This is a genomic window from Archangium sp., assembly GCF_036277355.1.
Classification (GTDB): Bacteria; Myxococcota; Myxococcia; order Myxococcales; family Myxococcaceae; genus Archangium.
The window spans coordinates 1-12,973 of sequence record NZ_DASUNC010000151.1; the positions used below are offsets into that span (position 1 = coordinate 1).

13 protein-coding genes and 2 tRNA genes are annotated in these 12,973 nt (G+C 68.6%); 10 read left to right on the forward strand and 5 right to left on the reverse strand.

All coding sequences use genetic code 11. The annotated features are described in order from the left end of the window. From VFZ09_RS37475 to VFZ09_RS37490, 4 genes are all read left to right on the forward strand, one after another. The coding region (locus VFZ09_RS37475; protein WP_329732573.1) for a hypothetical protein at window positions 1-364 on the forward strand (364 nt) is incomplete at its 5' end. 168 nt (window positions 365-532) lie between these two features. Next, a complete protein-coding gene (locus VFZ09_RS37480) occupies window positions 533-964 on the forward strand; it encodes a hypothetical protein (protein WP_329732574.1) in 432 nt (143 codons plus the stop codon). A 25-nt stretch (window positions 965-989) separates the two neighbouring features. Beyond that, window positions 990-1,433 (forward strand): hypothetical protein, encoded by a 444-nt coding sequence (locus VFZ09_RS37485; RefSeq protein WP_329732575.1) that lies wholly within the window; start codon window positions 990-992, stop codon window positions 1,431-1,433. An 11-nt stretch (window positions 1,434-1,444) separates the two neighbouring features. Then, window positions 1,445-1,882 (forward strand): hypothetical protein, encoded by a 438-nt coding sequence (locus VFZ09_RS37490; RefSeq protein ID WP_329732576.1) that lies wholly within the window; start codon window positions 1,445-1,447, stop codon window positions 1,880-1,882. A gap of 10 nt (window positions 1,883-1,892) precedes the next feature. Here the strand turns inward: VFZ09_RS37490 and VFZ09_RS37495 are convergent, their stop codons facing one another. Then, window positions 1,893-2,276: a DUF3703 domain-containing protein gene (locus tag VFZ09_RS37495; RefSeq protein ID WP_329732577.1), complete on the reverse strand. Its 384-nt coding sequence runs from the start codon at window positions 2,274-2,276 to the stop codon at window positions 1,893-1,895. 65 nt (window positions 2,277-2,341) lie between these two features. Next, complete coding sequence (locus VFZ09_RS37500) at window positions 2,342-3,121, reverse strand: helix-turn-helix transcriptional regulator (RefSeq protein ID WP_329732578.1); 780 nt, start codon at window positions 3,119-3,121, stop codon at window positions 2,342-2,344. 306 nt (window positions 3,122-3,427) lie between these two features. Between VFZ09_RS37500 and VFZ09_RS37505 the strand changes: the two genes are divergently transcribed. Further along, a complete protein-coding gene (locus tag VFZ09_RS37505) occupies window positions 3,428-6,196 on the forward strand; it encodes a hypothetical protein (protein WP_329732579.1) in 2,769 nt (922 codons plus the stop codon). Window positions 6,197-6,266: 70 nt separating this feature from the next. Here VFZ09_RS37505 and VFZ09_RS37510 read toward each other — a convergent pair. Further along, window positions 6,267-6,343: transfer RNA gene (locus tag VFZ09_RS37510), tRNA-Asp, on the reverse strand. A gap of 36 nt (window positions 6,344-6,379) precedes the next feature. Next, window positions 6,380-6,451 (reverse strand) — tRNA-Val (locus tag VFZ09_RS37515). A gap of 193 nt (window positions 6,452-6,644) precedes the next feature. On the opposite strand from VFZ09_RS37515, the gene hemE reads away from it, so the two are divergent. The 5 genes from hemE to fadJ all read left to right on the forward strand — a co-directional run bounded on the left by hemE (window position 6,645) and on the right by fadJ (window position 12,561). After that, window positions 6,645-7,682, forward strand: coding sequence for a uroporphyrinogen decarboxylase (hemE, locus tag VFZ09_RS37520; protein WP_329732580.1), 1,038 nt, complete (start codon window positions 6,645-6,647; stop codon window positions 7,680-7,682). A gap of 82 nt (window positions 7,683-7,764) precedes the next feature. Beyond that, window positions 7,765-8,325, forward strand: a complete 561-nt coding sequence (locus tag VFZ09_RS37525; RefSeq protein ID WP_329732581.1) for a restriction endonuclease — start codon at window positions 7,765-7,767, stop codon at window positions 8,323-8,325. Between the two features lie 131 nt (window positions 8,326-8,456). Continuing rightward, window positions 8,457-8,897 carry a hypothetical protein gene (locus tag VFZ09_RS37530; RefSeq protein ID WP_329732582.1) on the forward strand — a complete coding sequence of 147 codons (441 nt, stop codon included), beginning with the start codon at window positions 8,457-8,459 and terminating at the stop codon, window positions 8,895-8,897. Between the two features lie 125 nt (window positions 8,898-9,022). Beyond that, window positions 9,023-10,327, forward strand: coding sequence for an acetyl-CoA C-acyltransferase FadI (gene fadI, locus VFZ09_RS37535; RefSeq protein ID WP_329732583.1), 1,305 nt, complete (start codon window positions 9,023-9,025; stop codon window positions 10,325-10,327). Beyond that, the gene (fadJ, locus tag VFZ09_RS37540; RefSeq protein ID WP_329732584.1) at window positions 10,327-12,561 is read left to right on the forward strand and encodes a fatty acid oxidation complex subunit alpha FadJ; all 2,235 of its coding nucleotides are present in this window, start codon (window positions 10,327-10,329) and stop codon (window positions 12,559-12,561) included. The genes fadI and fadJ overlap by 1 nt, the downstream gene beginning before the upstream one ends. Before the next feature lie 54 nt (window positions 12,562-12,615). Here fadJ and VFZ09_RS37545 read toward each other — a convergent pair. Then, the coding region (locus VFZ09_RS37545) for a CocE/NonD family hydrolase C-terminal non-catalytic domain-containing protein (RefSeq protein WP_329732585.1) at window positions 12,616-12,973 on the reverse strand (358 nt) is incomplete at its 5' end.

A 12,973-nucleotide genomic window follows, 5' to 3' on the forward strand; every position in this document is an offset into this window, starting at 1 on the left:
CTGGAAGCCGTGGCAGAGGCAGTACGGAGAGGCGATGGAGCGCTTTACGCAGGGAGCGCTGACGGCGGGAGAGGCCATCGCGCTCAACCCGAGCGGAGGACTGGTGGGGCCCGGAGACGGGTGGATGACGCAGGTGCTGGAGGTCACCACCGGCTGGATACCGGGAGTGAAGGCACACGGCGTGCTGCATGACGCGGCGGGATTCCTTGCGGGCAGGGACGGCTTCGGAGTGGGCCCCGGGTACCTGTACCTGGGTCACAACTTCTTCGGCATGTCCAAGACGTTGCCCATCGCGGGCCAGGTGGAGGGCATCGCTGGAACGGGTGGTGCCTCCGTCTCCGCCATCTTCCCTCGTCTGTTCTGAGCGGGAGCCCGGAGGGCCCCTCCCCCACGCGGGGCGGGGCCCTCCTCCTGTGCCATGCGCCGCGGAGCTCCGGGGGGCACGTGGCTGCTCTAGGAAAAAAGAGGTTGCCCTCGCGGGCCCTCCGCGTTGATGTTCCGTCCTGACGCGGACGAGGGAGGGCAACACCGCATGCGTGGGACGTTCGGACTCCTGTTGTTGATGGCACTGGCCGGCTGCACCTCGGTGAACGTGGCCCAGGTGCCGTCCATTCGTGACCGGCGGGACGTCTTCGTCTCCACGGGGGATGTGAAGGGCCCCTACCAGAGCCTCGGTGTGGTGCAGACCACGCGGCGCGGCGTGCTGCTCTTCGGTTTCGCGGACCCCGCCGGCACGGACCTGGAGTCCGGGCTGCGCGAGTCGCTCCTCCCCGAGGTCCGGCGCCTGGGCGGGGATGGCATCATGAACGTGCGCTTCCAGCAGACGCAGTACCCGGTCCCCACGCGCATCCTCTTCGCCCTGCTGTTCTTCATCCCGCTGCCGAGCGAGGTCACCCTCAGCGGTGAGGTCGTGAAGCTCGGCCCCGGTGCCGCGCCGCCGTCGGCCGGTACGCCTTCGCGTTGAACCCGTTCCGCTCCTGGAGAATCCGGTGAAACTCCCGTTGCTCCTTCCCGTGCTGTTGTGCGTCGGCTGCAGTGCCGTGTCGCACGGCTCGAAGCTGTCGGACCGTCCGCCCGAGGGTGGGCGCGGGCTGTATCTCAGCACCGGCGGTTCGCCGCGCCCCTATCGCACCCTCGGCTTCGCCCAGGTGCTGGGCTATGGCGTCACCGTGGCGGGCTACTCGGACGTGGGCGATGCCGCCATTGATGGCGTCATCAAGAAGTCGCTCGTGGACACGGCCCTGCGGATGGGCGGCGATGGCGTCATCAACATCGAGTTCGAGGACGAGAATCCGCCCACAGGCGTGGAGCGCGCGGCCGAGCTCTCCGAGTCCATCTCCAATGTGGCGAGAGGCAACGGTGGCGTGAAGGTCCGCGACCGCAATGTGATCGTCACCGGCGAAGTCATCCAGTTCATCTCCTCCCAACCGTGAGACTTCCTCCCATGCGTCTCCTCGTTGCGTTCGCGCTCGTGGCGCTCACCGGCTGCACCGTCATCAACACCACCTCCGTCCCGTCCGACCGCAGTGGCAGGGACGTCTTCGTGACGGCGGGCGACATCCCCGAGCCCTACGAGACGCTCGGCATGGTCCAGGCCACGCGCGCGGGCGTGCTGCTCTTCGGCTTCGTGGACGTGGTTGGCACGGACCTGGATGCCGGGTTCAAGGACGTGCTCATCCCCCAGGTGCGGGCGATGGGCGGAGATGGGGCCATCAACGTGCGTTTCCGTCAGACGCAGTACCTGCCGGTGACGAAGGTGTTCGGCGCCATCTTCTTCATCTTCCCGCTCCCCAGCAGCGTGACGGTGACGGCCGAGGTGGTGAAGCTCCAGCGTCGCGCGGACCTGCCCGCCGGGGATGGGGCGCCCGTGGTCTCCCGCTGAAGCCGTCCCCCTACGGCTGCCCGCGCGGGTGGAGCGGCAGGCTCCCGCCCGCTTCGAGGAGGACGCGCAGGTCCTCGGGAATGGGCATGGGGGTGAGGATGCCCACGTTGGCGCCCCCCGTGTTGCCGAGCGGTGCCCGGCCGAGCCATGAGCCGGGCCCGGCCACCAGGATTCTCGCGAGCTGTCCGAGCAGCTCGCGCACGTCCCGGCGCCGCCACCCGAAGCCGAACATGAGGCAATGCACCCGGATGTGGGGCCCGGCATACGCTTGACTCAGGATGTGGGCCCGCTCCAGGTGACGCCAGGCTCGGGGCAACGCACCGTCCCGTTCCGCCTCGGCCGCCTGGCGCAACTCGGCCTCGAATGCGGCACGCAGCTTCGACTCCATCGGCATGACCTTCCTCCTCCGTGACTCCGCCACCTTCTCGCGAGGGGCACGCGAGCGCTTGTAAGAACTCGCTATGGCGTGGGGGGGAGGACCCATTCGACCACGCCGGCGATCTCCGAGGGGGACAGCCCGAACATGCGGCGGAAGGTGTGGCTCAGGTGCGCGCTGTCGGTGAAGCCCGCCGCGTGCGCGGCGGTGGTGAGGGGCGCTCCGCTCCCGAGGGACTCGGCGGCGCGGTGGAGCCTCAGCCACAGGATGTAGGGCCGGAGGGGGAGTCCCACCTCGGCACTGAAGAGATGGGAGAGCCGGCTGGCGGAGAGCCCCACCCGCGCGGCGAGCGCCTCGAGGCTCACGTCGTCCTCGAGCAGCTCGGGGAGGAGGCCCAGCAGCTGTTTCACCGCCGGATGGGCGGGTCGCGGATCCGCCGTGTCCACCTGGAGGGCGCGGATCATCTCCTGCGCGAGCGCCTCGGCCTCGTGCCAGTGCCGCGGGAGCGCCCGTGAGGCAAGCAACGCGAGCCGCTCTCCCGCCCGCTGCCAGCCGGCCACGGAGTCCCTGGCCAGGCCGAGCGTCTGGAGTTTTCGCCCGGCGAGGTCATCGGGGGAGACGTGCAGCAGCACCGCGGCGCTGGCCGTGCGGACCACCGCATGCCCGGCATCCGGCGGGATGACGGCCGCCCCACACGCCAGCACCTGTTGGCGGGAGTCACCCAGCGTGACGGGCTCACCGAGCGAGAGCACCAACTGGAAGCTGTGGTGGGCATGCAGCCGCGTCTCGCCCAGGGGCCCCGCGTAGAGCAGGCGCCCGGACCCGAAGAAGAGATGCCCTCTCCACGTGGAGTTCGTTGCCACGGGGCTCTTCCACTCCCATCCGGAACGGGCGTCAACCTGTTTCGTGACACATGGCCCGAGTCCTTGCGACCGTGGAGCCGGTGACTTCGCGGCGGAGGTGAAAGGTTTCTCGCCAGGGTGTCTGACATTGGGACGTACGTGGACATGGCCGGCCTGAGATGTCGCGTTCCAGACAGCTGATTGGCGAGACCCGAGAAACTCGCGAAGGCCACCGTGGCGCGTGTGTGTCGCACTCTCATTTGGTAGAGAGGGCCATCCCTGATTCCCGGCGCGGCTCGCGGCTCTTGCCGCTGGGACCGGCCCTGCATGGCTGACTTCATTCAGCTGAAGGCGTACCCCATGGCGTTCGCTACCCGATTGATTGGTTTCCTCCCGCTGCTCCTGGCCCTGGCATTTCCCGTCCGGGCCGAGGCCTCCGGTTCCTTCGTGAATTGGGAGACGCCGCACGTCCATCCCCTGGACATGACACCGGACGGCACGAAGCTGCTGGCGGTGAACACGGCGGACAACCGTCTGATGGTGTTCACGCTGACGAGCGGGATACCGGTGCTGGCGGCCAGCATCCCGGTGGGACTGGAGCCGGTGTCGGTGCGGGCCCGCACCAATACCGAGGCCTGGGTGATCAACCACATCTCGGACAGTGTGAGCGTGGTGGACCTGACCACGCTCAACGTGGTGCGCACGCTGCGCACGGACGATGAGCCGGCGGATGTCGTCTTCGCGGGTTCGCCGCAGCGGGCCTTCATCTCCTGTTCACAGGTGAACCGGGTGATGGTGGTGGATCCGCTCGTGTCGTCGCCAGTGCCGGTGCGCATCTCCCTGTGGGGAGAGGAGCCTCGCGCCCTGGCGGTGAGCCCGGACGGCACCAAGGTGTACGCGGCCATCTTCGAGTCTGGCAACGGGAGCACGGTGCTGGGGGGAGGCAACGTCAACCCGAGCTTCGCCCGGACCAACCCGGTCAGTTCGGCCTCGAGCCCCTATGGAGGGGTCAACCCGCCGCCCAACGTGGGGTCGGGCTTCAGCCCGGCGCTCAACCCCGCCAACCCGCCCCCTCCGGCCGTGGGCCTCATCGTCAAGAAGAACGCCCAGGGCCTCTGGATGGATGACAACCTCGGCGACTGGACCTCTTTCGTCAGCGGGGCCAACTCGGCCGCTTCGGGCCGTGTCCCGGGGTGGGATCTGCCGGACAACGACGTGGCCATCATCCAGGTGTCCACCCTGTCCGTCTCCTACGTGCGCAGGCTGATGAACCTGAACATGGCGCTCTCCGTGCACCCCAGTGGCAAGGTGACGGTGGTGGGCACGGACGCCACCAATGAGCGCCGCTTCGAGCCCAACCTCAATGGGCGCTTCCTGCGGGTGATGCTGGCGCTGGTGGATCCCGCCAACCCGGGGGCGCCGGGCCTCACGGATCTCAACCCGCACGCCGACTACACGGTGTCCACCCTGCCCCAATGGAAGAGGGAGCTCTCCCTCGGGGACCCACGCGGCATCGCCTGGAGCGCGGATGGGACGCGCGGCTACATCACCGGCATGGGCTCCAACAACGTGGTGGTGGTGAGCAACCTCGGCGCCCGGGTGGCCAGGATGACCGTGGGGGAGGGCCCCACCGGCGTGGTGGTGGATGGGGCCCGTGGCCGTCTCTATGTCCTCAACAAGTTCGGGGCGAGCCTCTCGGTGGCGAGCCTTTCCTCCAACCTCGAGCAGGCCCGGATTCCCTTCTTCGATCCCTCGCCCGCCACCATCAAGGTGGGCCGCAAGTACCTCTACAACACGCGCAACTATTCGGGTCAGGGCCACATCTCCTGTGGCTCGTGCCATGTGGACGGGCGCATGGACCGGCTCGCCTGGGACCTGGGAGAGCCCTCGGGCAGCGTGAAGACGCTGACGGGACAGAACCTGGGCATGGGCGTTCCCGCCCTCACCCCTGGATTCGAGAACTGGCACCCGATGAAGGGGCCCATGGTGACCCAGACGCTCCAGGACATCATTGGCAAGGAGCCGTTGCACTGGCGCGGGGACCGGGCTGGCCTGGAGGAGTTCAACCCGGCCTTCATCGGTCTGCAGGGCAACGACACCGCCCTCCCGGCGGCGGAGATGCAGCAGTTCGAGGACTTCCTCGCCACGCTCACCTTCCCGCCCAACCCCTTCCGCAACATCGACAACACGCTGCCCACGAACCTGCCGCTGCCCGGCCACTACGCGCCCGGTGTCTTCGCGCCCGCCGGTACGCCGCTGCCCCCTGGCAACGCCGTCAACGGGCTGGCCATCTTCCGGCCTCCGCGCCTGCTCGGGAGCAATGTGCTCGCCTGCAACACCTGCCACGCCCTGCCCACCGGGCAGTCCAGCGCGATGACGTGGAACGGGAGCCAGTTCGTCTCCCTCCCGGCCGGTCCGCAGGGGGAACAGCGCCATGGGCTCGTCTCCGCGGATGCGAACACCCACGTGACGATGAAGGTTCCGCAGCTGCGCAACCTCTACAAGAAGGTGGGCATGGAGTTCTCCCAGACGTCCAACCTGTCCGGCTTCGGCTTCATGCATGACGGCTCGGTGGACTCGCTGGCGCGCTTCATCGCGCAGCCCGGCTTCACGCCTGCGAGCGACCAGGAGGTGGCGGATCTGGTGGCGTTGATGCTCGCCCTGTCCGGTTCGGAGCTGCCCGTCGCGTCCGGCACCAGCGTGCTCGAGCCGCCCGGAATGGCCAGCCGGGATACCCATGCCGCGGTGGGCTGGCAGCTGACGTTGGACTCCCCGCTGCTCAGCACGAGCCAGCAGAGCCTGTTGAGCACCTTCTTCTCCCTGGCGGACGCGGGCAAGGTGGGCCTGGTGGTGAAGGGCCGGCAGGCGGGACTCCAGCGCGGATACACCTATGTGGGCAGTGGCACCTTCCAGTCCGACCGGGCCCTGGAGACGCCGAGCGCCGCGGCGTTGCAACTGCTGGCGGGACCGGGCAGCGAGCTCACCTACACGGTGGTGCCCAAGGACACCGAGTGGCGCATCGGCGTGGACCGGGATGAGGACGGATTGCTCGACCGCGACGAGCTGGACAACGGCTCGCGCCCGGACGGCCCGTAGAGGGGCCGCCGAAACAGGGGGGGGAGAAAAGGCGAAGGGCCCGGAACCTTGCGATTCCGGGCCCTTCTATTGGCGAGGAGTACGGGACTTGAACCCGTGGCCTCCGGCGTGACAGGCCGGCGTTCTAACCAACTGAACTAACTCCCCACGACACCGCTGTGCTGCACTACCACGGCTACTGCTTGGGCGGAACAGGGATTGAACCTGTGACCCTCGCCTTGTAAGGGCGACGCTCTGCCGCTGAGCTATCCGCCCCTCGCTTGCGTCACCGCGTTGCGACGGGGCGGGCTTGTATCGGCCACGCCCGTCACTGTCAAGCATACGTTTTGGACGGACGAATCATTCCGGGCCGTCCTGACACGAGCGTTGACCCTGGCGATGGCACCTGACAACCCTCGCCCCCGCGCCCACTCCCCGAGGGAGACGGGGCAGACACGGAGCCCACCCCTTGAACGACCGCCTCCTGCGAGCCGCCCGCCGCCAGCCCACCGACACCACCCCCGTGTGGCTCATGCGCCAGGCCGGCCGCTACCTCCCCGAGTACCGAGCCATCCGCGGCACCATCGGCTTTCTGGACCTGTGCAAGAACGCGGACCTCGCCGCCGAGGTCACCGTCCAGCCCATCACCCGGCTGGGCGTGGACGCCGCCATCATCTTCTCGGACATCCTCATCCCCGTGGAGGCCATGGGGATTGAATTGGAGCTCGGGGACAAGGGGCCGCACTTCCCCAACCCCGTGCGCACCGCCGCGGACATCGAGCGGCTGGGCGTGCCCGACCCCGTCCAGGGCACCGGCTTCGTCGCCGAGGCCATCCGCCGCACCCGCCGCGCCCTCAACGACTCGGTGCCCGTCATCGGCTTCTGCGGCGCGCCCTTCACCCTCGCCGCGTACATGGTCGAGGGCGGCGGCTCCAAGAGCTACATCCTCATCAAGCGGCTCCTCTTCGAGCAGCCGAAGCTCGCCCACACCCTCTTCGAGAAGCTGACGAGCACGCTCATTCCGTACCTGCTGATGCAGGTGGAGGCCGGCGCGAGCATCGTGCAGATCTTCGACTCGTGGGGCGGGGAGCTGTCGCCCTGGGACTACGAGCGCTTCTGCCTGCCGTACCTCACGCGCATGGTGAAGGAGGTGCAGGCCAAGGGCGTGCCCGTCATCGTCTTCGGCACCGGCATGTCCAACCACCTGCCGCTGCTCAAGCGCACCGGCGCGGACGTGGTCGGACAGGACTGGCGCACGCCCATCGACGAGGCCCGGCGCGTGCTCGGGCCCGACGTGGCGGTGCAGGGCAACCTGGATCCGCTCCACCTCTTCCTGCCGCGCGAGGAGCTGGAGCAGCGCGTGGTGGACATCCTCCGCCGCGCCGGGCCCGTGGGGCACATCTTCAACCTGGGCCACGGCATCCTCCCGCCCACGGATCCCGACGCCGCGAAGTTCATGGTGGACGCCGTGCACAAGCACGGCATCGCGCTCCGCCAGGGCACCTGATGACGTGACCCCGGGAGTCGGCCGGGGATGTCAGGGGCACCCGGTAGGGTGGCGTGGAAGGTCGGGGAAGGGGACGGGTGCCGTGACAGACGAGGGCAGGGGCGGCGAGTACCAGCGCAGGGTGCTCGCGCTCGATCATTCAGGGGTGTTGGAGCTGTGGCAGGGCCTTCGGGCGGGAGTCTCGCCCCCCGAGTGGCCCGCCGGGGTGCTGCTGGAGTACCTCCTGCTGCGAGCGTTCCAGTTGGAGGGCGCCGAGGTGACCTGGCCGTATCGGGTGTACCGGGATGGTGTCCTCCTGGAGCAGATCGACGGGGTGGTCTATTTCGATGGGGTGTCCTGTCTGGTAGAGTGCAAGGACATGACCAGACCGGTAGATACCTCGACCATCGTCAAGCTGAAGTCCCAGCTCCTGCGCCGGCCGCGAACCACCATCGGGGCGCTGTTCTGCACAGGAGAAGTCTCGGAGGCCGCGTCCTCGGTGATGAACATGCTGCCACCTCCCGATGTGCTGCTGTGGGAGGGCGAGGAGCTCGAGCAGGCCCTTCGGGAACAGCGGCTCCTCGCGGGAATGAGGAGGAAGCTGCGGCATGCGGTGGAGATGGGATTCGCGGAAGTGAAACCGTTGGACAGGGGGAATGCGTGATGAGTGTGGCCATCGTGACCCCGGGACGCGTGGCTGGGAAGCTCATGCGGCGTCTGGTGGAGGGTCATCCCCGTTTGGGGGGACGGGGCATTCAGATCAGTTGGGCCCATAGCAATATCGGAGCTTCGAGAGTGGCGCGGGAGATCCTCTTCAAGGAGCGAGTGCCCGTGGCCGTGGTGCGCGATGCCCAGACGTTTTCTCCAGAGCTGATCGCGGAGCAGTGCGGTTGGGTGCATCTGTTCCTGGAGCAGGCCGCGCCTCCCAGCGAATGGCTCATCCTGCCGATCGCGCCCGAGATCGCCGTGTTCCTCTTCCGGGACGAGCACCTGCTGCGCCCCCTGCTGCCGGTGACTCCCTCGTTCGAGCAGCTCATCCGGGGCCGCTACGAGCCCAACAAGGTGCTCGCGGAGATCTTCGCGCAGGCGGGTGAGCAGCCCTTTCCCGAGGCCCTGGTGAGCCGGCTCGACAAGGCGGACCTGTCCTCGCTGTGGGCCGTCGCCCCGGAGCTCCGCCCCCTGGAGGAGTTCCTCCTCGGGAAGTTGGCTGCTCAACAGCCGGGCACCGCTCCCTGAGCCGCCCACCGAGGGGGCGAAACACTCGGGGGTCACCGCGTTGACTCCGGAATCAATCTTCCGTTGACGCGATGCGACACGGCCCATTAGATGCGCCTCATCTACGTCGGGAAGGTGAGGCACACATGGCTCGCGAGAAGCAGCGTCACGGTCACCGCAGGGTGGCCATCGTCCGCGGATTGAGGACGCCCTTCGTGAAGGCGGGAACCGACTTCGCGAAGCTCACCGCGCTGGACCTGGGCCGCATGGTGGTCCAGGAGCTGGTGCAGCGCGCGGACATCGATCCCCAGGAGATTGATCAGGTGGTGTTCGGCCAGGTCATCCCCACGCTCACCGCGCCGTCCATCGCGCGCGAGGTGGTGCTGGCCGCGGGGCTGCCGCGCAAGATCGAAGCGTTCACCGTGGCGCGCGCCTGCGCCACCTCCATCCAGGCCATGACGACGGCGGCCAACGCCATCTCGGTGGGCGAGGCGGACGTGGTGCTCGTGGGTGGCACCGAGTCCATGTCGGACGCGCCCATCTTCACCAGCCGTCCGCTGGCCCAGGCGCTGGTGGCCGCCTCCAAGGCGCGCAGCCTCCCGGAGAAGCTCAAGGCCTTCCAGACGCTCAAGCCGAGGGATCTGGTGCCCGTGCCCCCAGCCATCGCCGAGTACTCCACCGGCCTCACCATGGGCGAGAGCGCCGAGAAGATGGCCAAGGAGAACGGCATCTCCCGCCAGGAGCAGGACACCATCGCCTTCACCTCGCACCAGAACGCCGCGCGCGCCTGGAAGGAGGGCTTCTTCGACGCCCAGGTGATGCACGTGGTGGTGCCGCCGAAGTACGAGAAGGTGTCGCAGAAGGACAACATCGTCCGCGAGGACACCAGCCTGGAGGCGCTCTCCCAGCTCCGGCCCGTGTTCGATCGCAAGTATGGCTCCGTCACCGCCGGCAACGCCTCGCCGCTCACCGACGGCGCCGCCGCGTTGCTGCTCATGAGCGAGGAGAAGGCGAAGGCGCTCGGCCTGGAGCCGCTCGGCTACCTGCGCGCCCATGCCTATGCCGCCACCGATCCCGGGGACCAGCTGCTCCAGGGCCCCGCGTACGCGGCCCCCATCGCGCTGGAGCGCGCGGGCATGAAGCTCTCGGACATCGATCTGGTGGAGATGCACGAGGCCTTCGCCGCGCAGGTGGCCAGCAACATCCAGGCGCTGGCGTCCAAGGAGTTCGCCCGGAAGGCCGGCTGGAGCGCGCCGGTGGGCGAGGTGGACCGCACGCGTCTCAATCTGTCGGGTGGCTCCATCTCCATCGGCCATCCCTTCGGGGCCACGGGGGCGCGCATCGTCACCCAGGCCCTGCATGAGCTGAAGCGTCAGAACAAGAACACGGTGCTGTGCACCGTCTGCGCCGCCGGTGGCCTCGGAGCCGCGGTGGTCCTGGAGCGTGCGTGATGGCTGCCATGATGGCTCAGGAGCTCGAGGCGAAGCAGGGCTTCACCTACCAGGTCGAGGACGGGGTCGCGCTCCTCGTGTTGGATCTGCCGGGCGAGCCGGTGAACACGCTCTCCCCCGAGACGGGCGAGGTGTTCGCGAACCTGCTCACCCGCGCGGAGAAGGATCCCGCGGTGAAGGCGCTCGTCTTCATGTCCGGCAAGAAGGACAGCTTCGTGGCCGGAGCGAAGATCGACTTCCTGCAGACGCTGAAGTCGGCCGCCGAGGCCACCGCCGCCTCGCGTCAAGGGCAGCAGGGTTTCGACAGGCTGGAGGCGTTCTCCAAGCCGGTGGTGGCGGCCATCCACGGCGCGTGCCTGGGCGGCGGCCTGGAGTGGGCGCTCGCCTGTGACTACCGCATCGCCACCGACAGCCCGAAGACGACGCTCGGGCTGCCCGAGGTACAGCTGGGCCTCATCCCCGGCGCGGGTGGCACCCAGCGGCTGCCGGCCCTCATCGGCGTGCAGGCCGCGTTGGACCTCATCCTCACCGGCAAGAACGTGAAGCCGTCCAAGGCGAAGAAGCTGGGCCTGGTGGACGAGGTGGTGCCCGCGCCCATCCTCCGCTCCCTGGCCGTGCGCCGCGCCCGCGAGCTGGCCGAGGGCTTGAAGGTGGAGCGTCCCCGGGGACAGGGCCTCAAGGCGGTGGCGCAGCAGGGCAAGAAGGGCCTGGGCGGACTGCTGCTGGGGCTGACCAACAAGGAGATGTGGACCGAGGTCGCGCTCGAGGACAACCCGGTGGGCCGGAAGATCCTCTTCGACCAGGCGCGCAAGCAGCTGCGCAAGAAGACGCGCGGCAAGTACCCGGCGCCGGAGAAGGCGCTCGAGGCCATCCGCATCGGCGTGGAGTCCGGCCGCTCGGCGGGCCTGGAGGCCGAGGCGAAGTTCTTCGGCGAGCTGGTGGTGTCCGACGTCTCCATGCGGCTGGTGGAGATCTTCTTCGCCACCACGGCGCTGAAGAAGGAGAACGGCACGGCCAGCGCGGACGTGAAGCCGCGCGAGGTGAAGAAGGTGGGCGTGCTCGGCGGCGGGCTGATGGGCGGCGGCATCGCCTACGTCAGCTCGGCGCTGCAGGGCGTGCCGGTGCGCGTGAAGGACAAGGACGACGCGGGCGTGGGCCGGGCCCTCAAGCAGGTGCAGGGCCTCTACGATGAGCGGGTGAAGAAGCGCTCGCTCACGTGGCGCGATGCGGCCGCGAAGATGGCGCTCGTCACCGGCGGCACCGGCTACGAGGGCTTCAAGAACGTGGACGTGGTCATCGAGGCCGTCTTCGAGGACCTGGCCCTCAAGCACCGCATCATGGGCGAGGTGGAGGCCGTCACCCGCGAGGACTGCATCTTCGCCTCCAACACCTCCAGCATCCCCATCACCGAGCTGGCCAAGGGCTCCAAGCGGCCCGCGCAGGTCATCGGCATGCATTACTTCAGCCCGGTGAACAAGATGCCGCTGCTGGAGATCATCACCCACAAGGGCACCGCCGACTGGGTGACGGCCACCTGCGTGGAGGTGGGCAAGAAGCAGGGCAAGACGGTCATCGTCGTCAACGACGGGCCGGGCTTCTACACCTCGCGCATCCTCGCGCCGTACATGAACGAGGCCGCGCACCTGCTGGCCGATGGCGCCGGCATCGCCGAGCTGGACAAGGCGCTCGTGGACTTCGGCTTCCCCGTGGGCCCCATCACCCTGCTGGACGAGGTGGGCATCGACGTGGCGCAGAAGGTGGGCCCCATCATGGAGTCCGCCTTCGGCAAGCGCATGGCCGCGCCCCGCGCCCTGGAGAAGGTGGTGGCCGACGGACGGCTCGGCCGCAAGAACAAGAAGGGCTTCTACACCTACGACGGCAAGAAGAAGGAGGTGGACCCCACCGTCTACGAGCTCCTGCCGCACGGGAAGAACCGCAAGAGCCTCGATGCGCGCGAGATGGCCGAGCGGTGCGCCCTGCAGATGGTGAACGAGGCGGTGCGCTGCCTCGGCGAGGGGATTCTCCGCAGCGCGCGGGATGGCGACGTGGGTGCCATCTTCGGGCTCGGCTTCCCGCCGTTCCTCGGAGGCCCCTTCCGCTACGCGGACAGCCTCGGCCCCGCCGAGCTGCTGCGCCGCCTGGAGCACTTCCAGGACAAGTACGGCGAGCGCTTCACCCCCGCGCCGTCCCTCGTGGAGAGGGTGAAGGCGGGCAAGACGTTCTACCCGCGCTAGTTCCTCGGGAGGGGAGGGCAGGGGGCTCGTGGGCTCCCCGCCCTCCCGGGCGCGTCAGTCGTCCAGCGCCGGCAGCACGCTCACCTCGAGCGAGCTGGGGTGCGCCGCCGAGCGGTACACGCGGTGGAAGGCGCGCACGAAGTCCTCTTCCTTCGCCTCGAAGATGTTGGGCACGAAGGTCTGCGGGTTGCGGTCGATGATGGGGAACCAGGTGCTCTGCACCTGCACCATCAGCCGGTGGCCGGGGCGGAACGTGTGGCACACATCCGGCATCGTGAACTTCACCACCGTCGGCTTCCCCGGCGAGAACGGCTCCGGCTTGTCGAACCCGTTGCGGAACTTCCCCCGGAACGGCTCGCCGCGGATCAGCATCTGGTAGCCGCCCATCTTCACGCCACTCGGGTTCGGGTCC